The sequence below is a fragment of the Buchananella hordeovulneris genome (assembly GCF_001907235.1).
In the GTDB taxonomy this organism is placed as follows: domain Bacteria; phylum Actinomycetota; class Actinomycetes; order Actinomycetales; family Actinomycetaceae; genus Buchananella; species Buchananella hordeovulneris.
Genome location: NZ_MQVS01000011.1, coordinates 25781 through 43650, shown reverse-complemented (window position 1 = coordinate 43650; position 17870 = coordinate 25781). Strand labels below are relative to the sequence as shown.

Genomic DNA, 17870 nt, shown 5'->3' with positions numbered 1-17870 from the left:
GGGGGCGCCCGCCAAAACAGCGGGCGCCCCCAAACGTTTTCCCTCGCCCCCTAGGCGGCCGGGCCGTCGAAGAGCGAGGTGACCGAACCGTCGTCGAAAACCTCCCGAATGGCGCGCGCCAGGAGCGGGGCGATCGACAGCACCGTCAGGTTGTCGAAACGCTTCTCCGGCGGGAGGGGCAGGGTGTCGGTGATGATGACTTCGCGGGCCCCGCACTCGGCCAGGCGCTGCGTCGCCGGATCGTTGAGCACCCCGTGCGTGGCGGCGATCAGGACGTCCCCGGCCCCGGCCTCCTTCAGCACCCGCACGGCCCCCGCGATCGTGCCACCGGTGTCGATGAGGTCGTCCACCAGCACGCAGGTGCGGCCTTCGACGTCACCCACCACCCGGTTGGAGACCGCCTGGTTGGGACGAGAGGTGTCCCGGGTCTTGTGCACGAAGGCCAGCGGCCCACCGCCGAGTTTGGCTGCCCACTGTTCGGCGACGCGGATACGCCCAGCATCGGGCGAAACAACGGTGACGTTGGCGGTGTCCACGCGGGTGCGCACGTAGTCAGTCAGCACCGGCATGGCCCACAGGTGATCCACCGGGCCGTCGAAGAATCCCTGCGCCTGGGCGGCGTGCAGGTCCACACTCATCAACCGGTCGGCACCCGCCGTGTGAAACAGGTCAGCCATCAAGCGCGCCGAGATGGGCTCGCGCCCCAGGTGCTTCTTGTCCTGGCGGGCGTAGGGGTAGAACGGGGCAACAACGGTGATGCGCTTGGCCGACGCCCGCTTGAGTGCATCGACCATGATCAGCTGCTCCATCACCCATTGGTTGATGGGCGAGGTGTGGGACTGCAAAACAAAAACGTCCGCTCCCCGAACAGATTCGTTGAAACGAACGTAGATTTCCCCGTTGGCAAAGTCGTAGCTGGTGGTTGGCAGAATCTCGATGCCCAGTTCCCGCGCGACATCTTGCGCCAGCTGCGGATGCGCCCTCCCGGTGACTAGCACTAGGCGTTTTTCCCCGCTGGTGACGATCCCCGTCATTGACAAGCCTTCCGTTTGGTGCCGGTACGCGCCCGCCGCCACAGCCACTGCGGGCAGCAACGCGGCAATGGTATCGCCATTGCGTGGCCGCCTGCACCAGGAGGACCCGGCTCCGCCCCCAGGATTCGAACCCGGACTTCGAGGCACCAAAGGCCTGAGTGCTGCCATTACACCAGGGCGGATCGTCTTGCGACCTGCCCTATTGTGCCACCTCTTGGCATGATGGGCGACATGGACAGTCCCCGCCGTACCCGTATGACCGCCGTGGAACGTCGGGAGCAGTTGCTCTCCGTCGGGCGGACAGTGCTTGCCGAGAAGGGCTACGACGCGGCCAGCGTCGAGGAAATCGCCGCCCGAGCTGGGGTCTCCAAACCGGTGCTTTACGAGCACTTTGGCGGCAAGGAAGGCCTCTACGCGGTGATCGTGGACCGCGAAGTGCAGGCCTTCACGCAGACCATCCGAGACTCGTTGGCGGCGGGCGGCAATGCCCGCCAGGTGGTGGAGCGCACAGTCTGGGCGCTACTGACCTACATCGAAGACTCGCGGGACGGCTTCCGCCTGCTGGTACGTGATTCTCCTAACACCCAGGCCGCCCGCTCCTTTTCCTCCGTCATGGGCGATGTCGCCAGCGAGGTGGAGACCCTCTTGGCCGCCGAATTTGCGCAGGCAGGCCTCCCCCCTAGCCCCGCGCCGCTGTACGCCCAAATGCTGGTGGGCCTCTACGCCTTCATCGGGCAGTACTGGCTGGACGACGAAACGCGCACCAAGCAGGAGGTGGCCGCCCACGTGGTGAACCTGGCGTGGAACGGGCTGCGCGGCATCGACCCGACTCCCCGCTTGGTCACCCTGCCGCACCCCGACGTTTAATCGCCTTAATCACGTACCGAATCTCTCCGCCCCGCCTGGTCAGGGTCGCTATCGTGTGCACCACAGAACTCGGTGGCCGGGAGGGACCATGGCACAGTCGACGCACGACGAAGTCGATCGGATTCTCGCCGCCTGGCGCGCGGAGCGGCCGGACTTAGATTGCTCGCCGATGGCGGTGTGGTCCCGGCTAACGCGCCTCGCGCGCCACATGGAGCTGGCCCGTAAGGCGACGTTTGCCGCCCTCGACCTGGAAACCTGGGAATTCGATGTCTTGACTGCGTTGCGGCGGGCAGGCAGCCCCTACACCCTCACCCCGTCCCGTTTGGCTACCGAGACTCTGGTCACGTCGGGCACTATGACTAATCGCTTAGATCGCTTGGAACAGCGAGATTTTGTGCAACGCAGCACCGCCCCGGAAGATGGAAGGGGGATTCGCGTAACCCTAACCGCATCCGGTATAACGAAAGTTGATGCAGCACTTACATCACTCCTGGAGTTTGAGCAGGAAATGCTCACGGTTCTCTCTGATCCAGAACGTTTGGAACTGGCGAATCTTTTGCGGGCCATCCTGCTCCGCTTCGACACCATCTAACATCCCTCTGTCAACTAGGAGTTAAATAGTGAGACTCAATCGCGCGGCTGCCAGCTTTTTGTGCGCTGGGGCCTTAATCGCGGCGAGCACGCCTCCCGTTCACGCCGATCCCGCGGACCCCGTCGATCCCCTGCCGCAGTGGGCGGCGGAGCTAGATGGGCAGGCAGAACCAGCCGCGTATTTCGTCAGGCTGCGCACGACTCCCGCCGTGCAGCGCATCTCCCTCGCCTCCGCCGACCGGGACCCCACCACCCGCCTAGCCATTGAGGCCGAGGTGGCGGCAGACGTCAATGTAGACGCCCAAGAGATCCTCACCGAAATTCCTGAAGCAGATTTGCTTTACACCACCTCCAATGGGGTAAGCGGGGTGGCGCTTTACACCTCCGGCGAATCCCTCACCGCCTTGGCGGACCGCCCGGACGTTGCCTCCGTTACCCGCATCCCAGTTTTGTATCCCTCGACTAGCACCACCGACGTGGTGACCGAGGCCTTTAACACTTGGGGACAAAACACCGGCCGCGATGTCACAATCGCGGTAATTGACAGCGGGATCGACTTTACCCACAAGGATTTCGGGGGCGATGGCAATGCCGCCCAGTATCGTGACCCGGCGGCCCGGGCTGCCGCGCCCGCTGCCGACGACTTTCCCAATGAGGTGATTGTCGGGGGTTGGGACTTCGCCGGGGAGGATTACACCGGCGGGCCGGGGGCCCAGGAAGACCCCAACCCGATGGACGTACCGGCCGACTGGTGCACCGCCCCCACCCACCTGCAGCGCGTGGATGGGCACGGCACCCATGTGGCGGGCTCAGCCGCGGGCCGCGGGGTGACGGAGACCGGGGAGACCTTTACCGGCGACTACCCGTCCTTAAAGCCGAAGGATCTAGCGCGCATGAAGGTCGGCCCCGGGGTGGCCCCGGGCGCCCAGATCGTGGCGCTGCGCATCTTCGGCTGCGCCGGCGGCACCACCCTGATGTACAAGGCTTTCGACTGGCTGCTCTCCAGCGACGACCAGGGCCAGCCCCGCATCACCGACGTCATCAACCTGTCGCTGGGCTCTGAATATGGGGCGCACGACGAAGACATCACCGACGAATACATCAAGCGGCTCACGGAGCGCGGTGCCCTGGTGGTAGCCGCAGCAGGCAACGAGGGCAACCTCCCGGAGATCATCAGCTACCCGGCCTCCGACCGCCAGGTGCTGGCCGTCGCCAATTCGCACGCCGACGTGTGGATGGAACAGGCAGACGACCTATCCCAGGTGCAGCCGCAGAGCCACAATAACCAAATCAACATCCACTCTTCGCGCGGCCTACACGGCTCGCACGGCGTAATAAAGCCCGACATTTCAGCCCCGGGGCAGTGGATCAGCTCGGCAGGCGTGGGCACTGGAGACCAGGCCAAGGTGGCCACCGGCACTTCGATGTCCTCCCCGGCGGTCGCCGGGGCGGCGGCGCTCTTGGCCGAGGCTCGCCCCAATTTCTCTCCCATGGAGCTGAAGGCCGCCTTAATGAACACGGCCACCACCGACATTGTTTTTCCCTCCGGCACCCCGCAGACCCCCATCCGGGCCGGGAGCGGGCTATTGAATGCGCGCGCCGCGGTTGACACAGACGTCTTGGTGTACGCCACCAACGACCCCGATCTGGTATCGCTCACCTTCGGGGTGGTGGATGTACCGGCCGCTGGGTGGGAGCAGACGCAGGAGGTGACGGTGCGCAACGTGGGCGACTCTCCGGCGTCGTTCGCCCTCAGCTACGCCCCCGCTCTCGATATGCCCGGGGTGGACTTTGCGATCGAACCCACCCAGGTGGAGGTGGCAGCCGGGCAAAGCACGACGGTCCGGGTCACTGCCCGCGTCACCGATCAGGCGGCCTTGCGGCGCGTGGCCGACGAGAGTGAGGGCTACGACTTCGTGGCCCAAGAGGCCGGCCGCCTGGTGCTCAGCGGCGACACCCAGACTTTGCGCCTGCCCTTGCACGTGGCCCCGCGCCCGGTTGCCGCGCAGCAGGTGCCCGCCACCGCAGTGTTGCCGCAGTTGGCCACCACCGCTGACCTGGCGGCAAGCGAGGTGCCACTCGCGGTCAGCGGAGAGGGTTTCGTTGGGTCCGCCGACTCCGACCGGTTCAATTCCTACGCCTTCACCACCAAGCTGGTGGCCGAGCTCCCGCGCGGCAACGACGATAAGAAAATCCAGACCGACTGGCTGCGCGCCATGTATCTGCGCCGAATCGGTATCGCCACCAACCTGGACGACGTGGCCCCAACCAGGCCGCAAGATGCGCACGTTTTCCTGGCCCTGGAGACCTGGGACGAATGGACACGGCTAGGCAGCGAACGAGCCACCTTCCACGTGCGGTTCTCCCGCAAGGACAGCAACGGCAAGGGCGAGGTGTACGTCGCCTCCGTGGAGGCCCAGGGACAGGAGAGCAACCTCCTCATTGTCAATCGTGGCACGGTCAAGACCACTGACAAGGTCCCGCTGCTGGGCCTGGACCATGAACACGACAACGCCCTGTTTGATTCCCGGGTCATCGGACTAGAGGTGCCGCTGCAAGCGCTGGGCTACTCGCTGCACGACATCCGCAACAAGAACGTTGAATTCGACTATCAGGTGACGGCGGCTACTAACGCTGCCCCGTATCGGCCCGGGATCGGGGACTGGGACATTGGCTCGCGCTCCCCCGAACTGCGCTTCTCGGCACAGGATGCCCGCGTGCTGCCACCCACCGATGTCGACGCCGCCCACTTTGTTATGCGCTCAGGCCCGGACATGACCTTGACGCCCCGGGTGGCCGGCCCGGCCGAGCAGGTCAAGGCCATGCGGCTGTTGACGATCTTTACCCGCAACACGGATGACAAGGTCTCGGCTATCACCACGTTGCAGGCCCCACCGTCGGTCACCCCGACGCCGACGGTCACCCCGACGCCGACAGCTACGCCCACCCCGACGCCGACGGCTACGCCCACGGTCACGGCTACGCCCACCCCGACGCCCACGGTCACCCCGACGCCCACACCGCGTCCGTCCCCGACCGTCACTCGTATCTCCGGCGCCAACCGTTTCGGCACGGCCGCGGAGCTGTACGCGGCGCGCGCAGACTGGGGGCCGGCAGTCGTGTTGGCCTCCGGCGATAATTTCGCTGATGCCCTGGCCGCCACCCCCTTGGCCGCGGCCCTGGATGCACCGCTGCTGCTCACCAACCGGGAACAGCTGCCGACGGACACCCTGACTGCCTTGCAGCGCGCCCGCCGTTTGGGGGCCACCAAGGTCTATGTCGCCGGGGGCACAGGAACCATCGGGCACCGCGTGGTGACACAGCTAGAGAGCCTCGGCTTCACCGTGGAGCGCCTCCACGGATCGTCCCGCTACGAAACCGCCCACGCCCTGGCCGGAAAAACTCGCCAAGTGTTGGCCAGCCAAGGACTGCTCGTGGGGCACGTGGTGTTGGTGGACGGCACCAACTTTGCCGATGCCTTGTCCGCCGGTCCGGTTGCTGCCACACACCACGGCGTGATCTTGCTGACGGATGGGACGACGTTGCGGCGCGACACGATGCGCATGGCGGCCAGCATTCAGTCCCCGAAGGTGGCCATTGGCGGGGCGGCGGCCCGGGCCAGCGGGGCACTCGCGGACAGCAGTGTCGTGGGCCCCAACCGGTATGCGACGGCGACGCTCGCCGCCGAGCAGTACCTGCCCACCGCCCGAGGCGTTGTCCTGACTTCCGGCCTGTCGTTCCCTGACGCGCTCGCCGGCGGGGCATTCGCGGCCAAGCACGATGCGGCCCTCCTGCTGGTCACGACAAGCCAGCTGCCTGCCCCAGTAGCCCAGTATCTGCAACGCACGCAGCCCCCACAGGTGTGGATCACCGGTGGGGTGAGCACCGTCGATGCCACGGTGGAGCAAGCGACACGGCACGCGCTGCGCCACTAATGCACAGGAAGGGGGGCGCGGCGGGTTACCGCCGCGCCCCCCTTCCTGGTTTCTCCGCCGGAGATGGGTTAACGGTCTGCCGAGGCGGCGTCCTGCTCGCTCCAGGCCAGCTCCCGCAGCGTCGCGATGTCCATATCCTCCACCGGCCGGGCAGGGGCTACCACCGCTCCCCCCGCCAAAACGAGCACCTCGTCGGCGACGTCCAGGATCTCTTCCTCCTCGGAAGAGACCATAACCACCGCCAGTCCCTGGCTGTGGGCCAGTTCGCGCAGCAGCACGTGGATCTCACTCTTCGCCCCGATGTCGACGCCCTTCGTCGGCTCATCCAGCAGCAACACTTGCGGGTTTTGCAGCAGGGCGCGGGCGAGCACCACCTTCTGTTGATTGCCGCCGGAGAGGGACACCACAGCATTACGTGCGTCCCCGCGCAGTTGGAGCTTGTCCAGCAGCTGTCCGACCTCCCGGCGCAGCCAGGACTTCCGGAGCCAGCCCGAGCGCGAGAACCGCTTGAGTACCGGCAGCGCGGCGTTAAGTTGGGCATCAAGCTCCGGCACGATGCCGTCCGCCTTGCGTTCCTCGGTCACGAAAGCCACGCCGACCTTGATGGCTTTGGCGGGGGTCCGGGAGCGCAGCGGGCGCCCGCCCACCTTGATGTCGCCAGTGTGGGCGCGCTCCACCCCCGCCACCGCCCGCAAGGTCTCGCTGCGCCCGGATCCGCTCAGCCCATAGATGCCGAGGATCTGGCCCGGGTAGGCGGCAAACGACACATCGCGCAACATCGGACTTCGTAATCCCTCCACCTGCAGCGCGGGGGCCTGCTCCGCCGCCCGCCGCACGGGAGTGCGCTGGTTGATGGTGAAATGGTCGGCGCCCGCGATCGCGGCGACCACCGCCTGCCGGTCGACCTCGCGCACGGGCGTGTCGATGACGCAGCGTCCGTTGGTCAACGCCACCAACCGATCGGCCACCCCGAAGAGTTCATCGAGCTTGTGATTGATGAGCAGCACGCCTATCTGCCGCTGCGCGGCCAGATTCGCCACGTAGCGCAGGAGGTCATCGGCCTGGTCGCCTTCCAGTGCCGTTGTCGGCTCGTCCAAGAGCAGGAACTTGGTGTCGCGATCGCAGGCGATGGCTATCTCCAGCAGCTGCCGCTGAGCCACCGGCAGGTCCCGCAATAGCGCATCCGGGGACAGCTCCAGCTGAAATCGCTCCAACAAGGCCCGAGCGTGGGCGCGCATGGCGCGTTTTTGCAGTTGGCCCGCGCGCGTGATCTCGTTACCCAAGCAGATGTTCTGGGTGACAGTGAGGTTGTCTAGGAGCGACAGCTCCTGATACACGGTCCCCACCCCCGCCGCGATGGCGTCGGCGGGCGAAGAAAAACTCACCGGCTCCGCCCCCAGGAACAGTTCACCGCTGGTGGGCTTGTGGGCGCCCGACAGCACCTTCAGCAGCGTGGATTTTCCCGCCCCGTTGTGCCCGACCAAGCCCACCACTTCCCCAGCAGCGATCTCCAGGGACACGCCCACCAGCACGGCCGTGCCCGCGAAAGACTTCGTGATGTTGCGGGCGGCAAACACACCGGGGCGGGTGGGCGTGTCCTGGATTGTCACTTGCTCAGCCCACCTCTCCGGGCCCTGGGGTCTGGCCAGTCACGAACAGCTTCAGCGGCCGCAGTATTTCCGCCTCCACCTTCTCCCCCTTGGCGTACTTGACGATCTCGGCCACCGTGCGGCGCCCATAATCTTCCGGTTCCTGCGCCACGCACGCCGGGTACTGGGCCGTCAACGGCACCTCGGGGGCGCAAAAACCATAGACCTTCACGTCGCGTCCGGAAGTGGTGACGGCTTCCAGGGCCCCCTGCGTGGCCGGGCCGGTGGAGGCGAAGATGGCGTTCATGTTCGGATTGCCCTGGAGCATGTCGCTGGTGACGTTTAGGGATTCTGGTGCCTTCACGTTGCCGTCGACTTGGGCCGCCACCTGGGCGTTCGGGTTGGCCTTGATCGCCTCTGCAAAGCCCTCGTCGCGGATGACCACCGGTACTTCGTCGGGTTCAGTCACGAAACCGATCTCAAGTTTGGCGTCCGCCCCGAGGTCCTTGAGCATCTGCTCGGCGATGAGCTCGCCCCCGGCCTTATTGTCGGCCCCGAGGTATTGGACGACCGTGGCCCCCTGCGCTTCCAGGGCCTGCGGGTCAACCCCAATGTTCACGGTAAAGACGGGCACCCCGGCGTCGTTGGCGGCCCGCACGATGGCGGCGGCGGGCTCCGATTTCACCGGGTTGAGCGCGAGGGCACAGGGCTTCTTTTGCAGGGCCGCCTCCGCCTGCGCCAACTGCTGGGCGTCGTCGTCGCCCGCAATCTGCACCTGCGCCTCCATGCCATTCTCCTGGGCCGCCTACTCGAACCCCTTCTTCATGGCGACGTAGTACGGGTTGGTCTGGTTGGGCAACAAGACCGCGATGTGGGCGCCCTCTGCCTGGCAGGCGGCCGGTGCCCCCGCCGCAGGCGCATCGGTGGCGGCGGTCTTGCCGGTACCGGTGTCGATGGCCCCGCTGCAGGCTGTCACGGTGACCAATGCGCCCGCCAAAGCTGCCGCGATAGTGCTTACTCGCCTCACGATGTCTCCTTCACTGGCTGGGTACTGGATGCGGGAAGGGCTGGGGGCGCTGCGGGCCGGGCGAGGAACCGGTCGCGGAGTGCCTTGAGGGAACCGCGGTTGGAGTCCATGAGGACACCGACCAAGATGATGGTGCCGATCACCAGGGGCTGCCAGTAGCTATCCACCCCGATAACGTTCATCCCGTTGGAGACCTCGGCGATCAGCAGGGCCCCAATGAACGCCCCCAGGATGGTGCCCACCCCACCAAACAGGCTCACTCCCCCCACCACGGCGGCCGCGATGGAATAGAACTGCTCAGTGCCGGAACCTGCCGTCGGGTAACCAACCATGAGGCGGGAGGTGACGATGATGCCGCCAAACGCGGCGCACACTCCGGACAACACGTATACGAGGATGCGAGTGCGCGCGATGTTGACCCCGGCCAACCGGGAGGTTTCCGCGTTCCCACCCACCGCGTAGATGTGCAGGCCCGCGGCCGTGTTATGCAACAACAGCGCGATGAGGAGGGCGGCCACAACCACCAGCACAATTGGGGTGGGGATCCCAAAGATCGCGCCGCGCCCGAAAAAGGCGAAGAGTGGGTCTGAGGCGGTGACGGACTTGGCCCCGGTGAGGATCTTGGGAATGGAGGCGGAGATGCCGAACGTGGCGAAGGTAACGATAAAGGGCGGCATGTTCGCGTAGTGCACGAAGACTCCGTTGAAAACCCCGACCCCGGCCCCCACGTGACGCCGGTCACACTAAGATTGGTGCAGGATACGTGGCTAACTGACACAAAGCAAGCAGAAAGCACCCCGATTTGGGGGAAAATTAGCAGTCGACACCGACCGCGCCGAAACGGCGGCTGGTGCTCGCCTGTGTCCCGTTCAGCGCGCGAGTTGCGCGTACAGCGCGGCCTGGTCGGCAACCTTGCCGTTGTAGTCCAGCGAGTTGTTGTAGGCCCGCACCGCGCGAATCCAGTCTTCCGCCTTGGTCATGTCACCCGCCTGGCACAGGTACCGGGCCGCCGCCAACGCGGCGTCGTCGATCTGGTGCGGGTCGGTCTTGCCATCAGCATTGCCGTCGGCAGCCTGCGTCGCCCAGGTGGTGGGGATGAATTGCATGGGTCCGACCGCCCGGTCCCACACCTTGTCGCCGTCGAGACGCCCTTGGTCGCTGTCCGCGATCGCGGCAAAGCCCGCACCGTTGAGTTGCGGCCCGAAGATCGACGGGGTGATCACTCCATTGGCGTCCGGCCCGCCCCCACCGAGGCGGCCGTGGTCCGACTCGATCAATCCGATGGCGGCCAGCGTGTTCCACCCCAGCTGGCAGCTCGGCAGCTCGCGCCCCAGCTGCAAGCTGGCACCGGCGTAGGCCGCCAGTTGGCGCTTCGGAATCTGTGTGGCTTGCGCGGTGCGCTCCAGCCAAGCCTGGTCCGGCAGCGTCGTGATGGACGCCGTCAGCGGCCCGCCGGGGGTCCCAGTGGGTGACTGGCTGGGCAGGGGCGTGGCATTCGGCCCACCGCCGGGCACGGCCGCTGCCCCCGGACTGACCGAGGGGCGCGGCAGCCCTCCGGGCCCCGGGCTCGGCAGGCCGGGCACGGGGGCAGAGAAGGCGGGAAGCGGATCACCGCTGGCCCCGCGCGACTCACTTGGCGTCGGCGACGGCACCACGGGCCGCAGGGTCTTCGGGGCCGGGCTCGCGGCAGTGGGCGACGCCGCCACGGCGGCGGCCTGCGCCGGGGCCTGCGTGACCCCGGGGGTCGGCGACGCCACGGCGGGCGCGCTCGGGGCCGCCGGAGCGCGGCCCAGCAGAATGATGGCCAGCGCGAAGGCCGCGAGGGCCGCAGCGGCGCAGCACACCGCCCCCACCGCCAACCAGACGGATTTCACGGAGTGAGTCATACGGTTGCCTTTCTGCGCCGGGTCGCCAGCAGGCCCTGGCGGGGCGCAGCCAGCCACGCCACCAGGAACAGGGTGGTCAGCACCAGCACGATCGTGCCCCCCGTGGGCAGGTCCCAGGACCACGAAATGTACATGCCGAGGAAAGCAGCGCTCGCCCCTACCAGGGGCGCGAGCCACATCATGACGGCCAGCTTGTCCGTCAGGAGGCGGGCGGTAGCCGCGGGGGTGACCAGCAGCGCCAGCACCAGCACATTGCCAATTGTTTGGATGGAGATGACGACGGCCAGAGTCACCAGCACGTACAGGATCAGATCAAACCAGAAGACGCGCAGTCCGAGGGCGCGGGCACTCTCCCGGTCCAAGCTCACCGTCACAAATTGTTTGTGCAACAGCAGGATGATGCCCAACACCAGCAAACTGGTGCCGCCCACCACGTAGAGGTCGGAGGTCGGGATACCGGTGATGGAACCAAAGAGGAACTGCTGGAGCGAACCGGCGTAGCCGGGGGCCTGCGAAATGATGACGATCCCCAATGCGAAGGCCGCCACGAAGAGGATGCCGATGACGGAGTCTTCCTTCAGGCGTCGGTTTTGGCTCAGCACGGCCACCAGGACGGCTGTCAGGACCCCGGCCGCGATTCCACCGAGCACCAGGTTGCCACCGATCACGAAGGCGACCGCCAAGCCCGGGAAGACGGCGTGGGCGACCGCGTCGCCGATAAAGGCCATGCCGCGCAACACCACATAGCAGCCCACCACGCCGCACACGATTGAGGACAGCATGGACACCGCCAATGCCTTCGGCAGGAAAGACAGAGCCGGGTTAAACAGGTCGGTAAGAAAGTCGAGGAAGCTCATGCAGCGGCAGCTTTCATGGCGCGCAGCAGGGCGGAGTTCTCACTCACCCCGAACGCGTCGATCCAATGTTGGTCGGTGGCGGCGATCTGCCGGGCGGGCCCGTCGGCGACAATACGCCGGTTGAGCAGCACGAGCCGGTCGGCCCCATCGACGGCCCCCACAAGGTCGTGGGTGGTCATCAGCACGGCCCGTCCCTCGTGCGCCAGGGAAGCGAACAGGGACGCCAGCATCTCCTGCGTGGGCAGATCCAAGCCGGTGAACGGCTCGTCGAGCAGCAACAGCGGCGGCTTGGTGACCAGGGCGCGGGCCACGAGCACCCGCTGGCGCTGGCCCCCCGAGAGCTGCCCGACGGGACGGCGCGCGAGGTCGGCCATTTGCACCCGATCGAGGGCGTCGTACACGGCCTCCCAGTGGGCGGCCTGCGGGCGACGCCACAGCCCCAACTGACCAGTTAGCCCGGTCAGCACCACCCCGGCCACGTCGATGGGAAACTCCCACGCGAACTCGTGTCGCTGGGGCACGTAGCCCGCCTGCGTGCGGCCCCCGTTGACGGTGATCTGGCCGCTGGTCAACGGCGTCAAGCCGAGGATGGCGCGCAGCAGTGTCGTCTTGCCAGCACCATTGGGGCCAATGAGGCCGACGAGTTCGCCCCCCGCCAGTTGCAGGTTAATGTCGGTCAGAACGTGACGCCCGCCCAGGTGCACGTTGACGTCCTGCACGCACAGGGGCGCGGTCACTTGGTGTCCTTCCCGCGGGCGGCCTCCACCTGACTGCGGGCCGAGCCGCGGGCCCGCACCGTCAACACCACCCCGACGAGCACCGCTAGGACCACGACAGCGATGGCAATGACCAGCACGACCACGATGGGATTTGCCTGGCTCGGGGCGCCACTGGCTGCGGCGGGCGTCGCCGCGGCGGTGGCGGACGCCGTGGCGCTGGTGGGCGCGGGGCCCTGCCAGGTGGCCTGCTGGGCTGCGCGAGGCTCGGTGGCGTCGCCCACCGCGAAACGCAAAAGGCGCGTGTCTTCCACGTGGTTCCCGTCGACGAGGTCGGCGCTGGCCTTGACCTGCAACAGGTAGACGCCGGGCTGCGTGAATACCCAGTTGGAGTGGGTGTGGGTGTTGACATCCACCCAGATCGGCTGCGTTGCCTGCTGGCGGGAATCCCACAAGACCTCCGGGGCTCCGAACGAGCCGGACTGCAGGTACATCAGCACGTCCCCCGGTCCTTGCACGGCCTCCAGCGACAGCGTCACCCCGCGGTCAATGCGGGACATCACCTCCGGGTCCTGCGTATTCCAGCCGAGCCACACGACGTCCGGATGCTGGGTTTGCGGCATGACCCACACCTCGGTGCCCGCAGGCTGGGCGAGAAACTCGTAGGCGGGATCGTCTGGCACCGGTAGTTTGGCCGCGTCCTTGATCTGCAGGACCGTGGCGTCCGGATAGCGCCACACCGATTCCCCGCCGCCCCCGGCCCGGGCAACGTCGTCGTGAATCATCAACACCCACCGCCCGTCGACGAACTTCGGTCCCATGTCGACATGGCCCGTGGTCAGCACCCGCTCATCGGTGGCGACCGCCAGATTGCCGAGGGTCTGTTGCAGGTCGGGGTCCTCCTTGGGGGCAGCGTGGGCCGGGCCGGGGAGGCAGGCCAGGGCCAGGGTCGCGAGCAGGCCAGTGCAAAAGCGTCGAAGCAGCATGGGTTTCCTTTTCATTTCCCGGCGGCCTGGTTGGAGGCCGGGCGCAGGCATTTGGCGAGGGAATCAGCGTTAAAGCGGACCAGGGACACGTAGTCGGTGACGCGGGCGTCAAAGGTGTCCCCGTAGATGGGGCACACGGCGATACCGTGTTCGGCGGCCACCTCGGTCAGCGTCGAGGCCCGCGCCGCCAGGTTGGGTTCGAGGAAGACGGCGGGCACGTGCAGGTTGCGGATCGTCTCGCCCAGTTTGCGGCGGCCAGCCAAGCTCTCCTCGACCGCCGGGTTAGGGGTGACAAAACCCGCCACCTGGAGGCCGTATTCGTGGGCGAGGTAGCCGAAAGCGTCGTGGGTGGTTACCAGGTAGCGGCGTTCGGGCGGGATGGTGGCGATGGTGGTGCGCACGTAGTCGTCGGCGGCGGCCAACTCGGCCAGATAGGCCTCGGCATTGGCGCGATACTCCACGGCCCCGGCCGGGTCTGCGGCGCTGAGCGTGTCGCGGATGAGCTGCACGTAGGCCATAGCGTTGCCCACCCGCTGCCACAGGTGCGGATCGATCTCCCCGTGCACGTGTTTACCGAGCACGGCCTGCGGCAGCTGATACACGTCAGTGCCGGCCTTGCCGATGAACGAGAACTGCTCGCCCGCGGGGATCTCCGCGATCGCCTTGGACGGGACCGAGAGCACGACCTCCTCGGGCGCATACCGCTGCTGCGTTGCCTCACCGCCGCCGGAGGGGTCGTAGAAGACGACCCACTTGCCGGTGTCAATGTCGATGGCGAGGTCGGCGTGCCCCTGGTCGAGCACCACGCGCCCGGGCGCGGCGGCGGCCGGGTTGACCCCCACGGCGAACGTGAAGGTAGCAGTCTCGAAGCTCTGCGGCCGGGCCGTCGGGGTGGTCTGCAGGGCGGCCCCCATGGTCAGCTCGTAGGTCCCCGGAGCGGTAAAGGCCCACGACAAATGCGTGTGGGCCCCCACCGGCAGTGCCAGCGAATCGGTCTTGTAGCCGGCGGCCGCGTCGAAACCGTTGGCCGAGTTGAGGGAAACCTCGGTCTGTCCAAACGAGCCGGTGAGGTAGCCGAACATCTCGCCCGGCCCTTCCACGCCGGTGGCGTACAGCCGCACCTGGGAGGTGCGGGTAGCCCCGAAGGCACTGCCGGTGCCGGTGGCCCGCAACCCCAGCCACACGGTGTCCAGGTTGATGTTTTCAACCAGCGGGATGAGCTCGGCGGCGTACTTTATGGACTCCTCGGCCAGGGACACGTTGGGGACTCCGGGCCGCAGGTTAGCGTCCAGGGTCCGGATGACAGCTTGCTCCTCAAGCATGGCGTAGTTGGAAAATGCCACGTCGGCATAGACGACGTTGCGGGCGTCGCGCAGCGTCGGCTCGTAGGAGTGTGGGTCAGCGGAGTCGGGAATGAGGGAGACGACGTCAACGCGGTCTCCCCCGACGTTTTGCACTAGGTCGCGCAAGATGCCGGTGGTGGCCACTACCTGCAGGCGCGGCGAGTCGGCCGCCAGGGCGGGTTTGGCCGCGCAGGCGCCGAGGCTGAGGGTCGCCGCGAGCAGTGCTGCCAGCGTGTGGCGCGAGTTCACCGCAACCGCCTGCGTAGCACGGACAGGGTCACCGAGCCGGCACTCAGCGCTCCGCCGAGGATGATGAGCAGGTGGGCGATGAGGCGTTCGTCTTGCCGCACCGCACCCGTTTGCCGGGCGACGGCCGCCGGTTGTTCGGCACTCGCAGCAGCCACCTGGGCCAGGGCCTCCCGGATGAAGGGGCGCGCCGCCCCCGGTTTGGCGGTCGGGGCGACCGTCGGGGCAGCGCCAGCGGCCAGCGCGTGTGCCTGCGGAGCGGCCTTGAAGCCATCCGCGTCGGTCGGCAGCGCAGGCAGGCCGGTCACTCCGGCCGCCCGGCCGGGGGTCAGGCCGCCAGAGGCGGAGGTCGCGGAGCAGTCGTGCACCGTGGCCACCGATTGCGGGTCGACATCGCCGACGACGATGGTCATCGTCTCGGTGTCACTGACTCGCTGACCGGATGGCAGGGTGACAGTCTGGGTGGAGTTGATGCGGTAGACGCCCTCGGCGCTAAATGCCCAGTTGGCGTGCGCGTGCACGCCGAGCGGAATGCGGTAGCTGCCGGGCCCGGAGAAGACAACTTCTTGCACCCCGCCAAAGGCACCGGTCAGGTAGACCGTCAGGCGGCCCGGACCGTCGACGGAGTTGATGGTCCACTCCACCGGGCCAGCGGCGCTGGCACTGGTCAGGCTCTCGGTGGACCAGCCGAGCCAGATGAGATCCGGCTTTTGCGTTTGGGGAATCTGCCAGATTGCCGCGCCGGGCGCGCCCACCTGGGCAAAGCCGCCGGGCAACTGCACCCGGGCGCTGGGCTTGAGCCACAACACCACCTTGCCGGGGTCCCGGAACACCTTGTTGCCGCTGGTGTCATCGCCGATGACCGACTGCAACTGCCCACCATTTAGTTGGGTTGCGTAATCAATGTGCCCGGCTTCCAAGATGGGGAGTTGCACTTGGCAGGAGCGCGGCGCCGCACCAGGTACGGCCGGGCGGCCCACCGGACCGCGCGGTCCGCGCGGGCTCGACGGCGGGGGCGGGGGCGGGGGCGGCGCAATGCGGGGCGGGGGGAAGAACGGGGGCCGGGAGGGGTTGCCGGGAGCACCCGGGTTGGAGGGCTGGTTGCCCCCCGGGGGGTGCGGCTGGTTGCCGCCCGGATTACCCGGACGGCCGGGTTGCGGGCCCGGCCGCGGGGCGGGGGCGGCGGACTGGGCGCACGACTGCGGGTCGAGGTGGGTCACGTCGGTTTCCCCGACCGCCACGTGCAGGTAGAAGGTGTCGGAGACGACCTGGCCGTCGGCGGTGCGGGCGGTGCGGGCCATGCCCAGGCAGTAGCTTCCCGGCGCGGTAAAGACCCAGCTGCCGTGCGCGTGGGTCCGCTCACCGATGACCATGCGGTCTTTTTCGTTGACTCCGTCTATCGAGGACAGCAGCGGCTTGGCTCGCCCGAAAGCGTCGGATTCAAAGAGCACGAAGTGCCCGGGGCCGCGCACATCGGTCAGCCCCCAGGACACCCCACCGGGGGTTTGCCCGCCGGGGATGTGCTCGGTGGACCAGCCCGGCCACAGCAGCCGCTGGTCCTGGCTCTGGGGCAACAGGTAGACGAACTCCTGCCGCAGCCCCAGCTGCTGCGCGGAGACCGCAGGCACTCGTTGCCAGGCGGCGGGCAGCACCTGCAGCACGGTGCGGGCCGGGGACAGCCACCGCGGCTGCCCACCCTGGGTGGTGTCCTTAATGACGGTCTGCAGGCGCCCGTTGACCAGCAGCGAGGCGACATCGATGTGCCCGGTGTTCAGCACCGTGGCGCCGCGGGCGTTCACGCTGCGGTTGGGCACCGGCCGCCAGGGGGCGGGACGCGGGGGGCGCGGCGGGCTGGCCGACGGTCGCGGTCGGGGGGTGAGGCTGGGCGTCGGCTTGGTGGTCGGCGTCGGTTTGGCAGTGGGCGTCGGCTTGACAGTCGGCTGGGCAGATGGGCTGGCTGTCGGCGTCGGGGCGGGGGGCGTCGTCGGTTCGCTACTGGGGTCCGCGGTCGGCGCATCGCTGGGCGCGGACGTCGGCGGCGCGGGCTGCGGCTGCGGGCTGGGCGTGCAGTGGTGCCCCGAGACTCCTGCCGGGTCACTGTCTACCGCCACCGCCAGGGTGGAGGTAACCGACTGTGCCTGACCGTCCACCTCGGCAGCCCGCGTGAACTGGAGGCAATAGACGCCGGGGGCGGTAAAGGCCCAGCTCCCGGTACCGCGGCTAGAGTCAATCTGGAAAGAATCCGCCGCTGTCACGCCGTCGCCCGAATTCCACAAGACCTCCGGCCCGGCCGCAGCGCTGCGGTAGAGCGCCACTTGTCCCGGCCCGGTCGCCGCTTGCAAGCTCCAGGTGACCGGGCCGGGCAGCTCCTGGGTGGACCACCCGAGCTGCACCGTACTGGACTCTTGTGGCGGTAGCAGCCAGACCTCTCCTTGCCCGAGGACGGCCGGAGCGTCTGCTGGCACCGGCTGGCGCGAGTCGTTGGCCACAACTAGCACGGTATCCTCCACCGCGTGCTGGCTCACCTCGCCAGTTTTGGTATCGTGCAGAACGCGGGTGACGAGATTGCCGTTTTCTAGCCCGCTCACGAGGTCAACGTGACCAGTGGCCAGTATCACTGGAGCGGTCGCTGTGGTCTCCTGCGGGCCCACCCCCGCCGCGGCGGGAGTTAGGGCGAGGGCAGGGCACAGCAAGGCGGGAAGCAGGAATGCGCGCACGATCAGCCTTTAACCACACCCATCCGCAATTGCGAATGGTTCTCAATTCATTTAGGTTCAATGATGGAATCCCTTG

13 protein-coding genes, 1 tRNA gene and 1 pseudogene are annotated in these 17870 nt (G+C 67.4%); 3 read left to right on the top strand and 12 right to left on the bottom strand.

All coding sequences use genetic code 11. The annotated features are described in order from the left end of the window. Nucleotides 1–50 precede the first annotated feature (50 nt). Both BSZ40_RS09655 and BSZ40_RS09650 read right to left on the bottom strand, forming a co-directional pair. Nucleotides 51–1034, bottom strand: coding sequence for a ribose-phosphate diphosphokinase (locus BSZ40_RS09655; RefSeq protein WP_073825773.1), 984 nt, complete (start codon nt 1032–1034; stop codon nt 51–53). Nucleotides 1035–1144: 110 nt separating this feature from the next. Next, nucleotides 1145–1216: transfer RNA gene (locus tag BSZ40_RS09650), tRNA-Gln, on the bottom strand. Nucleotides 1217–1265: 49 nt separating this feature from the next. Between BSZ40_RS09650 and BSZ40_RS09645 the strand changes: the two genes are divergently transcribed. The 3 genes from BSZ40_RS09645 (at nt 1266) to BSZ40_RS09635 (ending at nt 6427) form a co-directional block, all read left to right on the top strand. Then, complete coding sequence (locus BSZ40_RS09645; RefSeq protein ID WP_245794004.1) at nt 1266–1901, top strand: TetR/AcrR family transcriptional regulator; 636 nt, start codon at nt 1266–1268, stop codon at nt 1899–1901. An 88-nt stretch (nt 1902–1989) separates the two neighbouring features. Continuing rightward, nucleotides 1990–2493 (top strand): MarR family winged helix-turn-helix transcriptional regulator, encoded by a 504-nt coding sequence (locus tag BSZ40_RS09640; protein WP_073825768.1) that lies wholly within the window; start codon nt 1990–1992, stop codon nt 2491–2493. A 28-nt stretch (nt 2494–2521) separates the two neighbouring features. Then, nucleotides 2522–6427, top strand: a complete 3906-nt coding sequence (locus BSZ40_RS09635) for a S8 family serine peptidase (RefSeq protein ID WP_073825765.1) — start codon at nt 2522–2524, stop codon at nt 6425–6427. Between the two features lie 68 nt (nt 6428–6495). Here BSZ40_RS09635 and BSZ40_RS09630 read toward each other — a convergent pair whose 3' ends face one another. The 10 genes and pseudogenes from BSZ40_RS09630 to BSZ40_RS09590 form a co-directional block, all read right to left on the bottom strand. Continuing rightward, a complete protein-coding gene (locus BSZ40_RS09630) occupies nt 6496–8037 on the bottom strand; it encodes a sugar ABC transporter ATP-binding protein (RefSeq protein ID WP_084542778.1) in 1542 nt (513 codons plus the stop codon). Between the two features lie 4 nt (nt 8038–8041). After that, nucleotides 8042–8809, bottom strand: a pseudogene (locus tag BSZ40_RS09625) (substrate-binding domain-containing protein); the annotation flags it as partial. 12 nt (nt 8810–8821) lie between these two features. Further along, nucleotides 8822–9043 (bottom strand): hypothetical protein, encoded by a 222-nt coding sequence (locus tag BSZ40_RS12295; protein WP_245794000.1) that lies wholly within the window; start codon nt 9041–9043, stop codon nt 8822–8824. Next, on the bottom strand, nt 9040–9771 hold the full coding sequence (locus BSZ40_RS09620) for an ABC transporter permease (protein WP_281246644.1): 732 nt from the start codon (nt 9769–9771) through the stop codon (nt 9040–9042). Before BSZ40_RS09620 ends, BSZ40_RS12295 begins: the two co-directional genes overlap by 4 nt. Nucleotides 9772–9912: 141 nt before the next feature. Further along, nucleotides 9913–10929, bottom strand: coding sequence for a lytic transglycosylase domain-containing protein (locus BSZ40_RS09615; RefSeq protein WP_073825762.1), 1017 nt, complete (start codon nt 10927–10929; stop codon nt 9913–9915). Beyond that, nucleotides 10926–11786: an anchored repeat-type ABC transporter permease subunit gene (locus BSZ40_RS09610; RefSeq protein WP_073825759.1), complete on the bottom strand. Its 861-nt coding sequence runs from the start codon at nt 11784–11786 to the stop codon at nt 10926–10928. The genes BSZ40_RS09615 and BSZ40_RS09610 overlap by 4 nt, the downstream gene beginning before the upstream one ends. Beyond that, nucleotides 11783–12523, bottom strand: coding sequence for an anchored repeat-type ABC transporter ATP-binding subunit (locus BSZ40_RS09605; RefSeq protein WP_073825756.1), 741 nt, complete (start codon nt 12521–12523; stop codon nt 11783–11785). The genes BSZ40_RS09610 and BSZ40_RS09605 overlap by 4 nt, the downstream gene beginning before the upstream one ends. Further along, nucleotides 12520–13488, bottom strand: coding sequence for a choice-of-anchor M domain-containing protein (locus BSZ40_RS09600; RefSeq protein WP_073825755.1), 969 nt, complete (start codon nt 13486–13488; stop codon nt 12520–12522). The genes BSZ40_RS09605 and BSZ40_RS09600 overlap by 4 nt, the downstream gene beginning before the upstream one ends. A gap of 11 nt (nt 13489–13499) precedes the next feature. After that, entirely contained in the window at nt 13500–15080 is a 1581-nt protein-coding gene (locus BSZ40_RS09595; RefSeq protein ID WP_073825752.1) for an anchored repeat ABC transporter, substrate-binding protein, read from the bottom strand. Further along, nucleotides 15077–17794 (bottom strand): TIGR03773 family transporter-associated surface protein, encoded by a 2718-nt coding sequence (locus BSZ40_RS09590; protein ID WP_158020891.1) that lies wholly within the window; start codon nt 17792–17794, stop codon nt 15077–15079. Before BSZ40_RS09590 ends, BSZ40_RS09595 begins: the two co-directional genes overlap by 4 nt. Nucleotides 17795–17870: the final 76 nt, after the last annotated feature.